Origin of the sequence: Streptomyces atratus, assembly GCF_900119365.1 — a bacterium.
Lineage (GTDB): Bacteria > Actinomycetota > Actinomycetes > Streptomycetales > Streptomycetaceae > Streptomyces > Streptomyces atratus_B.
In genome coordinates this window covers 112,184-129,329 of sequence record NZ_FPJO01000019.1, presented here as the reverse complement: position 1 = coordinate 129,329, position 17,146 = coordinate 112,184, and the positions used below count along the sequence as shown (strand labels likewise).

Sequence of the window (17,146 nt, the reverse complement as noted above, 5' to 3'; positions counted from 1 at the left end):
CACCGCCGCCGACCACCCGCCCCTCACACGGCCCGGCACCCTCAGGACGGTGTGACCAGCCGGGCCTCGTACGCGAAGACGGCCGCCTGGGTGCGGTCGCGCAGCCCCAGTTTCACCAGGATGCGGCTCACATGCGTCTTGATGGTGGACTCGGCGACCACCAGATGCGAGGCGATCTCGGCGTTGGACCGGCCCTGCGCGATCAGGACGAGCACCTCCGTCTCGCGCTCGGTGAGGTCGCCGACCCGGGCGAGGGCGGGCGAGCGCGGGGTCTGTGCGAGCTTCGAGAACTCGTTGATCAGCCGCTTGGTGACGGTCGGGGCGAGCAGCGCCTCGCCCGAGGCCACCACCCGTACCCCGTCGGCGAGCTGGCGCGCGGAGGCGTCCTTGAGGAGGAAGCCGGACGCCCCGGCGCGCAGCGCCTGGTACACGTACTCGTCGAGGTCGAAGGTGGTCAGCACCAGCACCTTGGCGTCCGCGTCGGCGGCGACGATCTCGCGCGTGGCCTCGATGCCGTTGAGTTCCGGCATCCGGATGTCCATCAGGACCACGTCGGGGCGCAGGGCCGCGACCTGTGCGACGGCCTGCCGGCCGTCGACCGCCTCGCCGACGACCTCGATCCCCGGCATGGCGTTGAGCAGCACCGAGAAGCCCTCGCGGACCATCATCTGGTCGTCCACGATCAGCACCCGGATGGACGGGGCGGTGGGAGTGCTCATGCCCGGTCCGCCTGTTCCCGGAGCTCGGAACCGGCCTGTACGGGGATGAACGCGGCGATCTCGTAACCGCCCTCGCCCGTCGCCTCGGCCGTCATGTCCCCGTCCAGCATCGCGACCCGCTCGCGCATCCCCGTGATCCCGTGCCCGGCCCCCGGCGAGGGCTTCACCGGACCGGTGGGCGGCCCGTTGACCACCCGCAGGCCGAGCCCGCCCAGCACATAGCCGATCTCCACCTTGGCGGTGGCGCCCGGCGCGTGGCGCAAGGTGTTGCTGAGGGCCTCCTGGATGATCCGGTACGCGGACAGTTCGACGCCCTGCGGCAGTTCACGTACCGCGCCGGTGACCGTCTTCTCCGTCTCCAGGCCCGCCTCGCGGACATTGGCGAGGAGCCCGTCGAGCTGGGCGAGGGTGGGCTGCGGGGCGTCCGGGGCCTGATAGTCCTCGGCCCGTACGACACCGAGAACCCGGCGCAGCTCGGTGAGGGCGGCGACGGCGTTCTCCCGGATCGTGACGAAGGCCTGCTCCAGCTCGGGCGGCGGATTCTCCACCCGGTACGGGGCGGCCTCGGCCTGGATCGCGACGACCGACATGTGGTGCGCGACCACGTCGTGCAGCTCACGGGCGATGGTGGTGCGCTCCTCCAGCAGCGTGCGCCGGTCGCGTTCGACGGCGGTCACCGTGCGCTGCACGGTCACCTCGCGCTCCGCGTCGTGGCGGATCTGCACCACGGCGACCACGAGCAGGGCCAGCGCGGAGGCTATGGCCATGCCCACGGTGGTGGTCCCGGGCCGCCAGACGGCGTTCTCCATGACCGTGCCGAGCAGCACGGTCAGGCCCCACATCCAGCCGGCGGTACGCGGCCCGCTCCTGGCCGCGACGACGACCAGCACGACCAGGTGCGCGAAGAACGAGCTGGGCCCCCACGGCCACCCGCCGTGGCCGACCACCGCGGTGACCGGGGTCAGCAGCAACGACATCCAGAACGCCCCGACCGGCCTGACCAGGGTCATCAGGACGCTGACGGCCGGGAACACCGCGAGCAGCTCGCCGAGGGGGAAGTCCGACACGGCGATCCCCGTCAGGAAGGTGATGAGCGCCGCGGCCACCACCAGCGCGTGCGGCGTCCATGCGGCACGCGCCCGTATCCGCTCCGGCAGCCGGCGGATCAGCGGCCCGTCGGTCCGCAACTGCGGCATCGGGCGGTAGGCGAACGCGTCGTGCATGAGGGCCTGCCGGAGGCCGCCCACCACCCCCGCGGCCATCCGGTACTCCGGACTTCTGCTCTTGGTCTCGGTCACCCCTCCACGGTAGGGGCGGGCCGGGACCCGGTCGTCAGCAGTGATACGGATTCCGGGCCGTCCATCGCAAGTACTACGGTCTCCGCCGAGCGGCCGGATCCGCCCTCACCAGGCCAGTTGGGCGAGCTCCTCCGCCACCACCGCGCACGCGTCCGCCGCCGGGTCGATCAGCGGGTAGTGACCCACCTCGGGCAGCAGGGTCAGCCCCACCGTCTCACCCGCCTTCGCCGCCGCGTCGACGAACGCCTCCGCGACCGCCTGCGGCACATCGAAGTCGGTGGTGCCCTGCACCACGGTCGTCGCGATGCCGGTGGGCAGCAGCACGGCCGGGTCGGCGTGCGCCGCCCGCTCCTCGAAGTCCTCCTCGCGGCCGAGGAACTGGCCGACCGCCCCGGAGCACACGTCCAGGCCCACGGAGGTGGCGAAGTCGGCGATCGGCGCCAGGGCGACGACGCCCCGCAGCTGCGGCGGCGCGGGCAGCCGCCACGGCGAGCCCTCGGGCAGTACGTGCCGGGCGGCGGCCCACAGCGCCAGCTGCCCGCCCGCGGAGTGCCCGGTGAGGACGATCCGCCGGGCATCGGCCCGAGGGAGCTCCCGGGCCAGCAGCGCCGGCAGCGCGTCCATCGCCGCGGCGACGTCGTCGAAGGTCTCCGGCCAGCGGCCCGCCACCGGACCGGCACCCCGCTGCTGCGGGATCCCGCCGCCGCGCCGGTACTCGACGCTGGCGACGGCGAATCCGCGCCGGGCCAGGAAGTCCGCGAACGGCGACACATGCTGCCGGTCGTACGGCGCCCGCCACGACCCGCCGTGCAGGACGACCACGACCGGCGCCCCGGTCCGCCCGTCGCGCGGGGCGTAGAAGTCGATCAGCTGGTCGGGGTGGCTGCCGTAGGCGGCGGACGCGTCGGGGACGACCGGTGGACGCGAGAGGGCCGACTCGGTCTCGGCGGCGTCCCGATCGCGCGCGGCAGAATCCGACATGCTGCTCCAACCGTCCTGTAGCTGCTGAGCCCAACTGGCCTGACCTGCGGGGACGGTACCAGTACGGAAGGCTTCCGTCCCCGCAGAGGATCACAACAGGAGACCGGCTCCTGCGGAGGGTCCCGCTACCTCTCCGCCAGCACCTCGCCCAGCACCCGCGCCGCCCGCTCCACGTCCGCGAACCCGACGTACAACGGGGTGAATCCGAACCGCAGCACGTCCGGCCGGCGCAGGTCCCCGACGACGCCCCGGGCGATGAGTTCGCTCATCACCGGCTCCGCGTCCTCGCAGCGCAGCGCGGCCTGGCTGCCGCGCTCGGCACGCGCGGGGGTGATGGAGGGGGCCCGGCCCTCGGGCGCGTACCGGGCGACGCACATCAGGAAGAAGTCCGTCAGCGCCAGGGACTTGGCCCGTACCTCGTCGATGGACACCCCGTCCCACACGTCCAGCGATGCTTCGAGCGTCAGCATGGAGACGATGTCGGGGGTGCCGACCCGACCTCGTACCGCGCCGTCGGCGGGGGTGTATCGAGGGGTCATGCCGAACGGGTCGGCGTGCGACGTCCACCCCGGCAGCGGTGAGTCGAAGGCCGCCTGGTGGCGCTCGGCGACGTAGATGTAGGCGGGCGAACCCGGGCCGCCGTTCAGGTACTTGTACGTGCAGCCGACCGCCAGGTCCACGCCGTGCTCGTCGAGACCGACGGGCAGGGCGCCCGCGCTGTGGCACAGGTCCCAGACGGCGATGGCGCCCGCCTCGTGCACGGCGGCGGTGAGTCCGGGCAGGTCGTGGAGCCTGCCGGTGCGGTAGTCGACATGGTTGAGCAGCACGGCCGCGGTACGGGGGCCCAGCGCGCCGGGCACCTCGGCGGGGGCGACCGGGACGAGCCGGTGGCCGGTCATCCGGGCCGCGGACTCGGCGATGTACCCGTCGGTGGGGAAGGTCGTCGCGTCCACGAGGATCTCGTCGCGCCCCTGCGGCGCCAGCCGGGTCGCGGCCACGACGGCCTTGAAGACGTTCACGCTGGTCGAGTCGGAGACGACGATCTGTCCCGCGGCGGCACCGACGAGCGGGGCGATCCGGTCGCCGATCCGTTCCGGCGCGGTCCACCAGCCGCTCTCGTCCCAGGACCGGATGCGCAGCTCGCCCCACTCGCGGGTGAGGACCTCCTGCACCCGGGCGGGCACGTGCGCCGGCAGCGCGCCGAGCGAGTTGCCGTCGAGATAGACGGTGTCGTCGAGGGTGAAGAGCTTGCGCCGGTCCGCGAGCGGGTCGGCGGCGTCGAGTGCCGCGGCCCGCGCGGCGAAGGACTCAGACATGGCTGCGCGCCGTCCACAGCTCGGGGAAGACGTTCTTCGTGGCCCGCTTCTCCAGCCAGGCGACCCCGGCTGAGCCGCCGGTCCCGGTCTTGGAGCCCATCGCGCGCCGGGTGGCGACGAGATGGTCGTTGCGCCAGCGCCACACCAGCTCGCCGACGTCGGTGAGCGCCTCGCCGAACCGGACCAGGTCCTCGTGCTGTTCCGGGGCGGCGTATATCTCCGCCCAGACCGCCTCGACCTCGGGGGACGGTTCGTACTTCTGCGTCAGGTCCCGGGCGAGCACGGACTGTGGCACGGCGAACCCGCGCCGGGCGAGCAGGGCGAGTGTCTCGTCGTACAGACCCGGCTCGCCGAGCGCCTTCTCCAGCTCGGCGTGGACGCGGGGCGCGCCCCGGTGCGGGACCAGCATGGACGCGGACTTGTCGCCGAGCAGGAACTCCATCCGCCGGTACATCGCCGACTGGAAGCCGGAGCCCTCGCCGAGGGCTGAGCGGTAGGAGTTGAACTGGGCGGGGGTGAGCTGGGCGAGCGGGGTCCAGGAGGCGTTGAGCGCCTCCAGCTCCCGCACCGACCGCTTGAGCGCGTCGCGTGCGACGGTCAGCCGGTCCTCGCGCAGGGCGTGCGCGGCGGTCTCCCACTCGTGGACGATGACGGTGAACCACAGCTCCATGACCTGGGTGGTGACCAGGAAGACCATCTCGCCCGGATCGTCGGAGCGAGGGTGCTGGAGATGGGTCAGGACATCCGCCTGGACGTAGTCCTCGTACGGAGTCGTTCCCGCGAAGTCGAGGTGCGGGGTCTGCGCACCGGTGGCTTCGGGGTCGGGGTGGATCGTCGACATTGCTGTCTCCTCGACACAAGCTTCCGGGTAGCGGTCCGCCCCTTCCGTGAGGTGGTGGAGCTCCGGTCCCCTGTCGGCATCCTAGACGGACGCCCCAGGAGTGCGCAGACCCCGCAGACGTACCACCCGTCCACGGGGTCCGGCGAAAAGACCGGCGAAAGACCGGCGAAAGTCCCTAGCCGAGGGTCTCGGCGGCGGTCGGCGAGGAGTCGCGCAGGAAGGCCGAGCAGCGCTCGTACTCCTCCTGCTCACCGATGGCCTGGGCGGCCCGCGCCAGGGCGTGCAGGGCGCGCAGGAAGCCGCGGTTCGGCTCGTGCTCGAACGGTACGGGGCCGTGGCCCTTCCAGCCGGCCCTGCGCAGTGCGTCGAGGCCGCGGTGGTAGCCGGTGCGGGCGTAGGCGTACGACTCGACGACGCGGCCGCCGTCGAAGGCCTCGTCGGCGAGCTGTGCCCAGGCCAGGGAGGAGGTCGGGTACTTCGCGGCGACATCGGCGGGGGCCGTGCCGTTCGCGAGCAGCTCGCGCGGCTCCGGGTCGTCGGGCAGATGGGTCGGGGGAGGGCCCCCGAGCAGGTTCTCGTGGATCGACATGGGTTCAAGTGTGCCTGGCACATGCGTGCCGGGGTACCCGGGCGCCGGGCGTACGGTCAGCCCGTGCCCGGGTTCTCCGGCTCCTCGTGCGCGGGTTCCAGGGGCGGGGCCGCGATGCCGCAGTGCACCGTGCACTCGGGCCGTGCCTGCTCCTCCTCGTCGGCCGCGGGCAGGGGTGTGCGTACCGTCGCCCAGGCGATGGCCGCCCCCAGCACGAGCAGCCCGGCGCACATCGGCATGGCCCGGCGGAAGGTCGAGGCGAACTCGTCGGCGTTCCGGTAGGCCTCCGGGCCCATTCCGGCGAGCAGCGGCAGTGCGGCCACCGCGATCAGCCCGGCGGCGCGGGCGGCCGCGTTGTTGATCCCGCTGGCGAGGCCGGCCCGTGCGGTGTCCACGGAGGCCAGAACGGTCGCGGTGAGCGGTGCGACCATGGTGACGAGCCCGACGCCGAGGACGGCGACCGCGGGCAGCACATCGGTGAGGTAGCCGGAGACGGTGTTCGACCCGGGCCCGACCCGCAGCATCAGCAGCATGCCCGCAGCGGCGACCAGCGGGCCCGCGGTGAGCGGGATGCGGGGCCCGATGCGCTGCCCCAGTTCACCCGAGGCGGCCGAGAAGAGCAGCATCAGGACGGTCGTCGGCAGCAGCGCCGTGCCCGCGCCGAGCGCCGAGTACCCGGCCACCACCTGGAGCTGGATCGCGGCGAGGAAGAAGTAGCCGCCGAGCGCCGCGTACACGCAGAGGGTGATGACATTGACGGCGGTGAACTGCCGGGACGCGAAGACCGAGGGCGGCAGCATCGGTTCCTTCCGGGTGCGCTCCACCCGTACGAAGGCCGCCCCGAGCAGGACCCCGGCGACGGCCGCCCCGATCACCGCACCGGACACCCCCTGCCCCGGCGCCTCGATCAGCGCATAGGTCACCAGGGCGAGGGCGAGCGCCCCGAGCACGGCCCCCAGCACGTCGAAGCGCCCGTGCGCGTGCGGGTCGCGCGATTCCGGTACGTGGCGCAGCGCCACCGGCACACAGACCGCGGCGAGCGGCACATTGAGCAGGAACACCCACCGCCAGCCCGGCCCGTCGACGAGCCATCCGCCGACGAACGGCCCGACGGCGGCCCCGACCCCGCCCAGCCCCGACCACAGCCCGACCGCGCGGGCCCGGTCGTCGGGGTGGAAGCTCGCCTGGATCAGGGCCAGCGAACCGGGCGTCAGGAGCGCCCCGCCGATGCCCTGGAAGGCGCGGGCGGCGATCAGGACGGCGGCGTTCGGCGCCACACCGCACAGCACGGACGCGGTGGCGAACCAGACGACGCCGACGAGGAAGACCCGCCGCCGCCCGTACCGGTCGCCGAGGGCTCCCCCAAGGAGGATCAGCCCGGCGAGGGTCAGCATGTAGGCGTTGACGGTCCACTGGAGGGCGGCCAGGTCGGTGCCGAGGTCCTTGCCGATACGGGGCAGGGCGACGTTGATGACGGTGGAGTCCAGCATGGCCATGCTGGAGCCGAGGACGGTGGTGAGGACGACCCGGCGTCCGGTGGCGGAGGCGACGCGGATGGCGCCCGTCTCGGCTGCGTCAGGCATACGAGCAGCATCCCCGCTCCGTGCCGGTAGGGCCATCGGGCGGGGCGCCCGGCCGGCAGCGGACGACCTACGATGCCCGCGCCGTCACCGCCCGTACGCCCCTGATCAGCGCCTCCACCCCGGCCTCCGCCTTGGAGCGCGGGCACCCCACGTTCAGCCGCACGGAGCCCGGCGCGCCGTACACCCCGCCCGGCATCACCGCGACCTTCTCCTGCTCCACCAGCACCCGCTGCAACGCCTCGTCGCCGTCGACACCCGCGGGCCGCAGATCGATCCACGCCAGATAGCCGGCCTGCGGCGGCCGCCACCCCAGCTCCGGGAACTCCTCGTCCAGCCGCCGCGCGACCAGCGCCAGGTTCCCGGCGACATACGCCCGCAGCTCGTCCAGCCAGGTCTCCGACTCCCGGTACGCGGCGATGTGCGCGGTCAGCGACAGGACGGCCGGGGAGGCGAGCCCCTCGGCCGTCTCCATCCGGCGCAGGTACTCCGCCCGGTCGGCCGGATCGCCGATCAGCCCGTACGAACCGGTCAGCGCCGGGAAGTTGAACGCCTTCGACGCGGAGGTGACCAGTGCCCAGCGACCCTCGCCCGCGACCCTCGTCCACGGCACGTGCGCATACCCCTCATGCACGAAGTCCGCGTGTATCTCGTCGCTGATCACCGCGACCCCGTACCGCGCCGCGAGCGACGCCATCGCGCCCAGCTCGGCCTCCGTCCACACCCGGCCCGTCGGATTGTGCGGCGAGCACAGGATCAGGACCTTGCTGTCGGGGCGGGCGAGCTCGCGTTCCAGCGCGGCCCCGTCCCCCACCGGCACGCCCCGCAGCTCCCGCCCGAGCCCGGTGACCGCCTTGCGGAAACCGTCGTACGTGGGGGTGTGGACGACCACGCCCTCGCCCTTCGACGTCCACATCTGCAGCAGCTGCGAGAGCTGGCTGAGCACGGAGGGCCCGTACACCAGTCGGCCGGTGTCCACCTCGGTGCCGTACCGGGTCCGGTACCAGTGGGCTATCGCCGAGCGGAAGTCGTCCTGCCGCCAGTCCGTGTAGCCGAACACCCCGTGGTCGAGGCGGGAGCGCAGCGCGCTCAGCACCTGCGGGGCGGTCTCGAAGTCCATGTCGGAGATGGTGAACGGCAGCAGCCCGTCCACCCCGAACCGGTCCGCGACCCCGTCCCACTGGACGCACCAGGTGCCCCGGCGGTCGACGACGGTGTCGAAGTCATAGCGCGCGCTGGAACCCACAGCAACCCCTTACGCATGTGTCTGTCGGACATGCCGTGGGCCCGGCACCCCACGGGGTACCGGGCCCACGGCCACACTTCGTACCGGCTGCTACTTCAGCTTGGTGCCGGTGGAGCGCAGGTTGGCGCAGGCCTCCGTGACGCGCTTGGCCATGCCCGCCTCGGCGGACTTGCCCCAGCTGCGCGGGTCGTAGACCTTCTTGTTGCCGACCTCGCCGTCGACCTTCAGCACACCGTCGTAGTTGCGGAACACGTGGTCCACGATCGGGCGGGTGAAGGCGTACTGGGTGTCGGTGTCGAGGTTCATCTTCACGACGCCGTTCTCCAGCGCGGTGGCGATCTCCTGCTCGGTGGAGCCGGAGCCGCCGTGGAACACGAAGTCGAACGGAGACGTCTTGCCGTACTTGGCGCCGACGCCCTCCTGGAGGTCCTTCAGCAGCTCGGGACGGAGCACGACGTTGCCCGGCTTGTAGACACCGTGGACGTTGCCGAAGGAGGCGGCCAGCAGGTAGCGGCCCTTCTCACCCAGGCCGAGCGCCTCGGCGGTGCGCAGCGCGTCGTCGACGGTGGTGTACAGCTCGTCGTTGATCTCGTGCGTGACGCCGTCCTCCTCGCCACCGGTCGGGGTGATCTCGACCTCAAGAATGATCTTGGCGGCGGCGGCCTTGGCCAGCAGCTCCTGGCCGATGGCCAGGTTGTCGGCCAGCGTCTCGGCCGAACCGTCCCACATGTGGCTCTGGAACAGCGGGTTCTCGCCCCGGGCGACGCGCTCGGCGGAGATGTCGAGCAGCGGACGTACGTAGCCGTCCAGCTTGTCCTTGGGGCAGTGGTCGGTGTGCAGCGCGACCGTGACGTCGTACTTGGCGGCGACGATGTGCGCGAACTCGGCCAGGGCGACGGCGCCGGTGACCATGTCCTTGTTGTACTGACCACCCAGGAACTCCGCCCCACCGGTGGAGATCTGGACGATGCCGTCGCTCTCCGCCTCCGCGAAGCCGCGCAGTGCAGCGTGCAGGGTCTGGGTCGACGTCACATTGATGGCCGGGTAGGCGAACTTGCCTGCCTTCGCCCGGTCGAGCATCTCGGCGTAGACCTCGGGGGTTGCGATGGGCATCTGACCGCTCCTTGGGATATGCGGGTGTGCGTTGCTGGTTCCCTGACCTGGGGGCGACGTCATCGTCGCCCCCATCTTCCCAGACTCTCGTTCCGGCTCCACCCGGCCCGTCGCCGGGCCGGTCCCGCAGGTGCGCGGCAGGCATGCGGAAGGGGTGGACCGTTTCACGTGAAACAGCCCACCCCCGGAAAAAGCCGCAGGTCGAGCCAGACGTCAGGCCAGGCCTCAGGCCAGGTCGAGATCAGCCACCGAGTAGACGTGGACGTACGGGAGGCCGGCCTCGGCGATGGCCGGAGCAGCGCCCCGCTCCACGATCACGGCCACGGCCACGACCTCGCCACCGGCCTCGCGCACCGCCTCCACGGCGGTCAGCGGCGAACCGCCGGTGGTCGAGGTGTCCTCGACCACCAGACAGCGCCGGCCCTTCACATCCGTGCCCTCGATGCGGCGCTGCATCCCGTGCGCCTTCTGCGCCTTGCGGACGACGAAGGCGTCCAGCTCCTGCCCGCGCGCGGCGGAGGCGTGCAGCATCGACGTGGCGACCGGGTCGGCGCCCAGCGTCAGCCCGCCCACGCAGTCGTAGTCCAGCTCGGCGGTGGCGTCGAGCATGACCCGGCCGACCATCGGAGCGGCCTTGCCGTCCAGCGTGATGCGGCGCAGGTCGATGTACCAGTCGGCCTCAAGACCCGAGGAGAGGGTCACCTTGCCGTGTACCACGGCCTTGTCCTTGATCTGCTGGAGCAGCTCAGCACGTACGTCACTCATGGCTACGAGCTTAGGGCCTGCCCGGCGGACCACCGCCGGGGTCAGAGCCGGCGCCAGCTCCACGTGGTCGAGATCTCCAGCGGGTCGATCGGGGTGACGTAGCGGGGCACGGTGTTCAGCCCGTTCGGCGGGCCGGACTGCGGCTCCACGCAGACGGCCTCGTCCTGCTCGTCGTAGATCACGACCCACTCGTCCCGGCTCTTCACGGTCAGCTCCAGCTGTTCCGGCCAGGTGAGCGTCACCTCGACCCCGTCCGGCATCCCGAAGCAGTCGTCCCAGGGGCCGCTCAGGGGCGGGATGCGGCGGCCGGTCGGCAGATGGTCCTCGCCGCGCTCCTCCTGCCAGGCCGGGTCGAAGGCCAGCTGCACGTCCTTGCCGCCATGGCCGAGGTTGCGCAGGAACCAGGGGTGCCAGCCGGCCTGCGCCGGGAACGAGTCCCCGTACGTCTCGATGCCGAAGGCGAGCGTGAGCGAGTCCTCGGCCAGCTCGAAGGTCTGGGTCACCCGGCCGGGATACGGCCAGGGGTCGGCGAGGTCGTAGTAGAACGCCGCCTCCTGCTCGCCCAGTCGGGCGGTGCGCCAGACGCTGTCCCTGCCGGTGCCGTGGATGGCGTGCGGCGGGGAGTTCAGCGGCAACCGGTGCGGGACGCCGCCGTTGTGGAACAGGCCGTTCCCGGTGCGCCCGCACCACGGCACCATCGGGAAGCAGCCGTACTGCTCCCCCTGCCGCAGCAGCTCGGTGCCACCGATCCGCAGGCTGCCGATGCGGCAGCCATGGGCGGGACTCACGGTCAACTCTGTGTCGCCGACGGACAGCCGGACATCCTTCTCGCTGCTACTCACCCGACCGAGATTACTGGCGCAACGGCCAAGGGCTGTCCCGCACGCCGCCAGGGATTACGGGACAGCCCTCACCGTCGCCGCCTCAGTGCCCGGCTCACCACCACGGCCGAGGCCAGCGCGAGCGCGGCGGCCGGGGCGACCCAGCGGAGCGTGGCGCCCGCAGTGGTCGAATCGGGTGACGGGACGGGCGCGTACCGGCCGCGCGGCGGCGCGTGGTCGACTTCCTCGGCGCTGCGGCCGATCATGGTGCGCCTGGCGTGCGCAGCCTCCGCCGGGGGGTTGTCGGGGACGGTGAACTCCACCTCGGGGACCGGGTCGGGCGAGGGCGGGGGCACGGGCGCGTCGAAGCCGGTGCCCGGGGGGTTCCCGGGCTCCTGGGGCGCCTCGGGTTCCTCGGGCTTTCCCGCAGGCGGCGCCGCGTCGTCGGCAGCGGCCGGGCCGGTCGTGTCGGCCTCCTCCGCCGCCTCCTCGATGGCCTGCTCCACGGCTTCCCCGACGGACCGCTCGGCCTCCCCGAGCGCCTCCCCCGGCTCGGCGCCGCCCTCCGCACCGGCGGCCAGCGTCTCGGTCACCAGCTGTTGGGCAAAGCGGTCCAGCAGCCGGCGGGCCGCAGCGAGCGCCGCCGCCGCGTCCAGCTCCAGGAGCCGGCCGTCACCGCTCGCCGTACCCGCGAACCCGATCGCCGTGCCGCCGTCCCGCTCGGTCAGGGTGATCGTCAGGGTCAGCTTCGCCGAGCCGCCGCCTCTCGCCTCGGAGCCCTCACCGGTCACCAGGACCGCTTCCCCGCGCGCCCCTTCCGGGCCGTCCAGCGGCGCATCGGTGAGTCCCAGCGCGCCGCGGTACGTGATCGTGTGGCCGTCGACCCGGATCCTGAGCCGGCCGGACAGCGGGCCCGCGGACGCGTCGGCGTCCTGCTGAAGCCCCGGCACGCATCGCGCGACGCGGGCGGGGTCACCCAGCGTCCGCCGCAGGGACGGGACCGGAACCGGAACGAACACCTCATGCTCCATGGAAACCGAGCCTACTCAGCCCCGGCCGTCACGTCAGCGGTTCCGCCCCGCGAGGCCGCCGGGCGCCCGGACCACGACCCCGGGCACCGGGCACCCCGAGCACGGACCCCGGCTCACCGGTCCTCCCAGTACCGCGGATGCACCAGCGTCGACGGCGGCAGCCCCGGCAGCCGGGCCCGCTCCGCCTCCCGCCCCGCGTCCAGCAGCGCGGGCTCCGTCATCGACCGCAGCTCCGGCGCCTTCGCGGCGAGGCCGGGCTCCGGCCGCTGCCCCGGGCCGGCGAGGACGAAGCCCCAGCCGTGCGCGGGGCGCTCCCGGTGCGTGGCCCGGTCGGGACCGGCCGCGGAGTCGGTGAGCCGGCCGCTCATCCAGTACGGGCGGGTGCGCAGGCCGGCCGCCCGCATCGACGCCTCGACCGTCCAGAACGTACGCGGCCGGGAGACCGGCGGGCCCCCGTGCACCACCAGCCGGCCGCCGGGCGCGAGCGACTCGGCGACCAGGCCGTAGAACTCCGCCGAGTAGAGCTTCGTGCTGGTGGAGATCCCCGGGTCGGGCAGATCGGAGATCACCACGTCGTACTGGCCGTGCGCCGCCCGCAGCCAGTTGAAGGCGTCCGCGGTGACGGCCGTGACCCGCGGGTCGCGGAACGCGTGGCGGTTCAGCTCCGAGAGCGCCCGGTCGGTACGGGCCAGGCGGGTGACGCCCTGGTCGATCTCGACCACGGTGACGGCGCGTACGTCCGGGTAGCGCAGCAACTCGCGGGCGGCGAGGCCGTCGCCGCCGCCCAGGATCAGGACGCGGGCGTGCGGCCCGTTCATCGCCGGGTGCACCAGCGCCTCGTGGTAGCGGTACTCGTCGCGGGCGCTGACCCGCAGTCGTCCGTCCAGATACAGATCCAGGGAGCTGCGGCCCGACCCCGTCAGCACCACCTCCTGGACCTCGGTCTGCACCGCGACCCGCACCCCGTCCCCGTACACCGCACGTCGCGCCGCCCGCTCGAAGTCGTCGACCAGCGCGGTGGCGACGGCCAGCACGGCGATCACCGCCACGTTGGCCAGGATCAGCAGCCAGCGCGAGCGCGGCGTGAGATCGCGCCGGAAGACGCACAGCACCAGCGCCCCGCCCGCCGCCGCGTTGACCGCGCCGGTGCACAGCGCCCCGGTGAGCTGCCCGAGCACCGGCAGCAGCAGAAAGGGGAACGCGAGCCCGCCGACCAGCGCGCCCACGTAGTCGGCGGCGAAGAGATCCGCGACGGCGCCGCCCGCGTCCTGCCGGTCGACGCGCTGGATCAGGGTCATCAGCAGCGGGATCTCCGCACCGATCAGGATGCCGATCGTGAGCGAGAACCCGACCAGGGCGTACCGCGACTCCCCGATCCAGGCGAACGACGCGTACAGCACGAGCGCCGAGGAGCCGCCGACGAGCGCGAGAGCCGCCTCGATCAGCCCGAAACCCACTGCGGCACGGCTGCGTAAACGTTTCGCGAGAAGCGATCCGACGCCCATCGCGAACACCATCACGGAGAGCACGACGGATGCCTGGGTGACGGAATCACCGATCAAGTAGGAGGCGAGGGCCACCAGTTCGAGCTCGTACACCAGACCGCAGGCAGCACAGACGAAGACTGCGGCCAGCACGAGACACCGACCGGTCCTCGGCCGGACGGGAAGACAGGCCGCGCCCCCTCGCAGCGACACCTGCTGGTCGATCATGACGCGAACGCTACGTCACGATCACATGGCAGCCTGTCACCCACAAGGGTGTAAGTGGCGTGCTCACAACGGAGTTGGGACTTCTCAGGGTGCTGCCGCCGGCATTCGCACTCCCACTCGGGTGCGCGTCACCACCAACTGCCCCTCCTGCGGGTACGCGTGCCAGGTGCGCCACCGCACCTGACCCTCGGCCCGCTGGGCCAGCATGGCGGTGAAGGCGTGCGGGCTGCCGGGGAACGTCCCGGCGAGCCCCTGGGGATGGTCGGCCACCAGCGCGAGGAGCTCCTGCGCGCGCCCCGCGAACGAGCCCGCCGAGAGCGTCTCGACGCGCGCCGCGAATTCGTACTCCCATTCCCCGAGTCGCTTGGAGACACCGAGCGGCAGCGGCGTACTGCTGCCGGGGATGCACGCGACGGTTTCGGAACAGGTGCCGCGCTCCGCGTCGAGGAGCACCTGGTGGGAGGCGCCGAGCAGGCGCATCTGCAGCCGGGCGCCCGCGAGATCGAGATCGAGCACGGCCAGGGCGGGGAGCGGTTCACGCCCCAGCGTCCAGGCCAGGTCGGCCGCACGGGTATCGGAATAAGCCGTCTGGAGGGTCGTGAGCATGAGTCGGCTCCGCAAGCAAGCATGGACGCATGGACAGGGGACGCCCCCGACGTGATGCACGTGGGAGGTGGGTAGCGCCCGATCAGGTCCAACTGGGGTCCGAGGGCTGAATGTTCTCTCAACCGAGGGAACCATGAATAAGTCGCATCCACAGGACTTTTACCCAACTTGCCGTGGTTTCCATCCGCCCGGGGGCCTCTCGGATCATCTGTTCACCGGCAACTCGCGAAAAGCCCCAACAAAAAGGTGCCCGGCGGGAGTTCACCCGCCGGGCACCTCCGGAACCAGCCGTCCGGGTCAGCTGCCCCCGCCGCATCCGCCCCCGCCGCCGCACGACGATCCACCGCCGCACGAGGAGTGGCCGCCGCCGCACGAATGGCCTGAGGAGTGCCCGCCGCTGCTTCCGCAGGACGTACCGCCGCCGCTGTCACCCCCCGCCCACCAACTGCCCCCCGCCGAGTCGCCGCCGGTTCCCCGCCGCCCGCCGCGCCTGCCGGCCTTCGCCCTGCTCCCGCCCCTCAGGACCGAAACCAACAGCACGATCAGACCGACCGCGATCAACACTCCTACGAAGATCGACACCGACCTCACGTCCTTCCGTCCCCCGAAGCGAGGTCCCCCGCTTCCCCCGCGCCTGTCGCGTGTGTGGGGGATGCCCCCGCCCCCGAAGGGCCAAAGCAGACTTGAGCAACTCCAGAGCTTCCGCGCAGGATGGCAGCCATGACACAGGGACGACCGCTGCTCAACCGCCGCCTCGCCGGGTTCGGTACGACGATCTTCGCGGAGATGTCGGCGCTTGCCGTACGGACCGGCTCCATCAACCTCGGCCAGGGCTTCCCCGACACCGACGGCCCCGAGGAGATCCGGGAGGCCGCGGTCCGGGCGCTGCGCGACGGGCGCGGCAACCAGTACCCGCCGGGCCCCGGCGTCCCCGAACTGCGCACCGCGATCGCCGACCACCAGCAGCGGCGCTACGGCCTCACCACCGACCCCGACACCGAGGTCCTGGTCACCGCCGGCGCCACCGAGGCCATCGCCGCCGCCCTGCTGGCACTGCTGGAGCCCGGCGACGAGGTCATCGCGTTCGAGCCCTTCTACGACTCGTACGCCGCCTGCATCGCCATGGCCGGCGGCGTCCGCGTCCCGCTGACCCTGCGCGCCCCGGACTTCCGCCCCGACCTCGACGCCCTCCGGGACGCGATCACGCCCCGCACCCGGCTGCTGCTGCTGAACAGCCCCCACAACCCGACGGGCATGGTCCTCACCCGCGAGGAACTGACCGCGATCGCCCAACTGGCCGTGGAGCACGACCTCCTGGTGGTCACCGACGAGGTCTACGAGCACCTGGTCTTCGAGGGCGAACACATCCCGCTGATCTCACTGCCCGGCATGCGCGAGCGCACGGTCTCGATCTCGTCCGCCGGCAAGACCTTCTCGTACACCGGCTGGAAGGTCGGCTGGGTCGTCGCGGCCGCCCCGCTCGTCGCCGCCGTCCGGACGGCCAAGCAGTACCTGACCTACGTCAGCGCGGGCCCGTTCCAGTACGCCGTCGCCGAGGCGCTGCGGCTGCCGGACACCTACTTCGAGGACTTCCGCTCCGATCTCCGCCGCAAGCGCGACCTGCTCGGCGAGGGGCTTCGCGCGGCCGGGTTCGAGGTGCACCGCCCGCAGGGCACGTACTTCATCACCACCGACATCACCCCGTTCGGCGAGAAGGACGCCTACGCCTTCTGCCGCGCGCTCCCCGAACGCTGCGGCGTCGTCGCCATCCCCAACTCCGTCTTCTACGACGACCCCGACGCCGGCCGCAGCCAGGTCCGCTTCACCTTCTGCAAGAAGGACGACGTCCTGCACGAGGCGGTCGGCCGCCTGCGGCGCCTGGCGCCCTGAAACGGCGACACCCCGGGGCGGCGGTCGTGAGGACCGCCGCCCCGGGGTGGGGTGTCACTGCCGTACGAGGGCTCAGGCGCTCGGCGGGACCGGGTCCTCGCCGTCCGCCTTCTCCTCGGCCGGGGCCAGGCCCAGACGCTCCTGGAGCCACTTGTCGAACTCGATCGAGGCGCGCACCCAGCTGACCGTCGACGAGACGAAGTGCTCCAGGCTGACGCCCGTACCGATGAGCATCTGCGCCTCACCGATCAGGCGGACCGAGATCTCGGTGTCCTCGGAGCCCTCCTCGGGCTCGTGGGTGTGTGTGTAGACCTTGGGCCACAGGGTGCGGCGGTTCCAGTCGTCGATCGCGTCGAGGAGGACCGGACGCTGGTCCGCGGCGTGCGGGCGGTCGTAGAACGTACGGACCGAGAAGACCTGCTGCTCGTCCTCGCCCCGGAACATGAAGTACGTGCGGAAGTCCTCCCACGGCGCCGCGAGGTCACCCTCGTCGTCGACGACGTACTTCAGCTCCATCTGTTCGAGAAGCTGCTTGACGAGGTCCTGGTCAGGGACAACGGGGCCCTCGGGTCCTGCCGCCTGCGGTTCGGGCTGGCCCCCGAAATTCGGAATCGAGGACGGATCGATAGACATCGCTG

General features: G+C 72.2%; 16 protein-coding genes. 1 reads left to right on the top strand and 15 read right to left on the bottom strand.

What is annotated here, in order from left to right; all coding sequences use genetic code 11:
* Nucleotides 1-41: 41 nt before the first annotated feature.
* The 14 genes from BT364_RS27220 to BT364_RS27155 all read right to left on the bottom strand — a co-directional run bounded on the left by BT364_RS27220 (nucleotide 42) and on the right by BT364_RS27155 (nucleotide 14,618).
* Nucleotides 42-719: a response regulator gene (locus BT364_RS27220; protein ID WP_072487869.1), complete on the bottom strand. Its 678-nt coding sequence runs from the start codon at nucleotides 717-719 to the stop codon at nucleotides 42-44.
* The gene (locus tag BT364_RS27215) at nucleotides 716-1,981 is read right to left on the bottom strand and encodes a sensor histidine kinase (RefSeq protein ID WP_072487908.1); all 1,266 of its coding nucleotides are present in this window, start codon (nucleotides 1,979-1,981) and stop codon (nucleotides 716-718) included. Before BT364_RS27215 ends, BT364_RS27220 begins: the two co-directional genes overlap by 4 nt.
* Nucleotides 1,982-2,122: 141 nt before the next feature.
* A complete protein-coding gene (locus BT364_RS27210; protein ID WP_072487868.1) occupies nucleotides 2,123-2,998 on the bottom strand; it encodes an alpha/beta hydrolase family protein in 876 nt (291 codons plus the stop codon).
* 125 nt (nucleotides 2,999-3,123) lie between these two features.
* Entirely contained in the window at nucleotides 3,124-4,314 is a 1,191-nt protein-coding gene (kynU, locus tag BT364_RS27205) for a kynureninase (RefSeq protein WP_072487867.1), read from the bottom strand.
* Entirely contained in the window at nucleotides 4,307-5,155 is an 849-nt protein-coding gene (locus BT364_RS27200; protein WP_072487866.1) for a tryptophan 2,3-dioxygenase family protein, read from the bottom strand. Before BT364_RS27200 ends, kynU begins: the two co-directional genes overlap by 8 nt.
* 175 nt (nucleotides 5,156-5,330) lie before the next feature.
* The gene (locus BT364_RS27195; RefSeq protein ID WP_072487865.1) at nucleotides 5,331-5,744 is read right to left on the bottom strand and encodes a DUF3151 domain-containing protein; all 414 of its coding nucleotides are present in this window, start codon (nucleotides 5,742-5,744) and stop codon (nucleotides 5,331-5,333) included.
* 56 nt (nucleotides 5,745-5,800) lie between these two features.
* Complete coding sequence (locus BT364_RS27190) at nucleotides 5,801-7,327, bottom strand: MFS transporter (RefSeq protein ID WP_072487864.1); 1,527 nt, start codon at nucleotides 7,325-7,327, stop codon at nucleotides 5,801-5,803.
* A gap of 67 nt (nucleotides 7,328-7,394) precedes the next feature.
* On the bottom strand, nucleotides 7,395-8,570 hold the full coding sequence (locus tag BT364_RS27185) for a MalY/PatB family protein (protein ID WP_072487863.1): 1,176 nt from the start codon (nucleotides 8,568-8,570) through the stop codon (nucleotides 7,395-7,397).
* A 90-nt stretch (nucleotides 8,571-8,660) separates the two neighbouring features.
* Complete coding sequence (gene fbaA / locus BT364_RS27180; protein WP_072487862.1) at nucleotides 8,661-9,683, bottom strand: class II fructose-bisphosphate aldolase; 1,023 nt, start codon at nucleotides 9,681-9,683, stop codon at nucleotides 8,661-8,663.
* Nucleotides 9,684-9,908: 225 nt separating this feature from the next.
* Nucleotides 9,909-10,448 (bottom strand): orotate phosphoribosyltransferase, encoded by a 540-nt coding sequence (pyrE, locus tag BT364_RS27175; RefSeq protein WP_072487907.1) that lies wholly within the window; start codon nucleotides 10,446-10,448, stop codon nucleotides 9,909-9,911.
* A 41-nt stretch (nucleotides 10,449-10,489) separates the two neighbouring features.
* On the bottom strand, nucleotides 10,490-11,290 hold the full coding sequence (locus BT364_RS27170; protein ID WP_072487861.1) for an aldose epimerase family protein: 801 nt from the start codon (nucleotides 11,288-11,290) through the stop codon (nucleotides 10,490-10,492).
* A gap of 68 nt (nucleotides 11,291-11,358) precedes the next feature.
* Nucleotides 11,359-12,300, bottom strand: coding sequence for an SRPBCC family protein (locus BT364_RS27165; protein ID WP_177328241.1), 942 nt, complete (start codon nucleotides 12,298-12,300; stop codon nucleotides 11,359-11,361).
* Between the two features lie 113 nt (nucleotides 12,301-12,413).
* On the bottom strand, nucleotides 12,414-14,012 hold the full coding sequence (locus BT364_RS27160; RefSeq protein ID WP_072487859.1) for a polyamine aminopropyltransferase: 1,599 nt from the start codon (nucleotides 14,010-14,012) through the stop codon (nucleotides 12,414-12,416).
* A gap of 84 nt (nucleotides 14,013-14,096) precedes the next feature.
* Nucleotides 14,097-14,618 carry a DUF2617 family protein gene (locus BT364_RS27155; protein WP_072487858.1) on the bottom strand — a complete coding sequence of 174 codons (522 nt, stop codon included), beginning with the start codon at nucleotides 14,616-14,618 and terminating at the stop codon, nucleotides 14,097-14,099.
* A gap of 711 nt (nucleotides 14,619-15,329) precedes the next feature.
* Between BT364_RS27155 and BT364_RS27145 the strand changes: the two genes are divergently transcribed.
* Nucleotides 15,330-16,508, top strand: a complete 1,179-nt coding sequence (locus BT364_RS27145) for a pyridoxal phosphate-dependent aminotransferase (protein ID WP_072487857.1) — start codon at nucleotides 15,330-15,332, stop codon at nucleotides 16,506-16,508.
* A gap of 72 nt (nucleotides 16,509-16,580) precedes the next feature.
* On the opposite strand, the gene BT364_RS27140 is transcribed toward BT364_RS27145, so the two are convergent.
* Nucleotides 16,581-17,141: a type III secretion system chaperone family protein gene (locus tag BT364_RS27140; RefSeq protein WP_072487856.1), complete on the bottom strand. Its 561-nt coding sequence runs from the start codon at nucleotides 17,139-17,141 to the stop codon at nucleotides 16,581-16,583.
* Nucleotides 17,142-17,146: the final 5 nt, after the last annotated feature.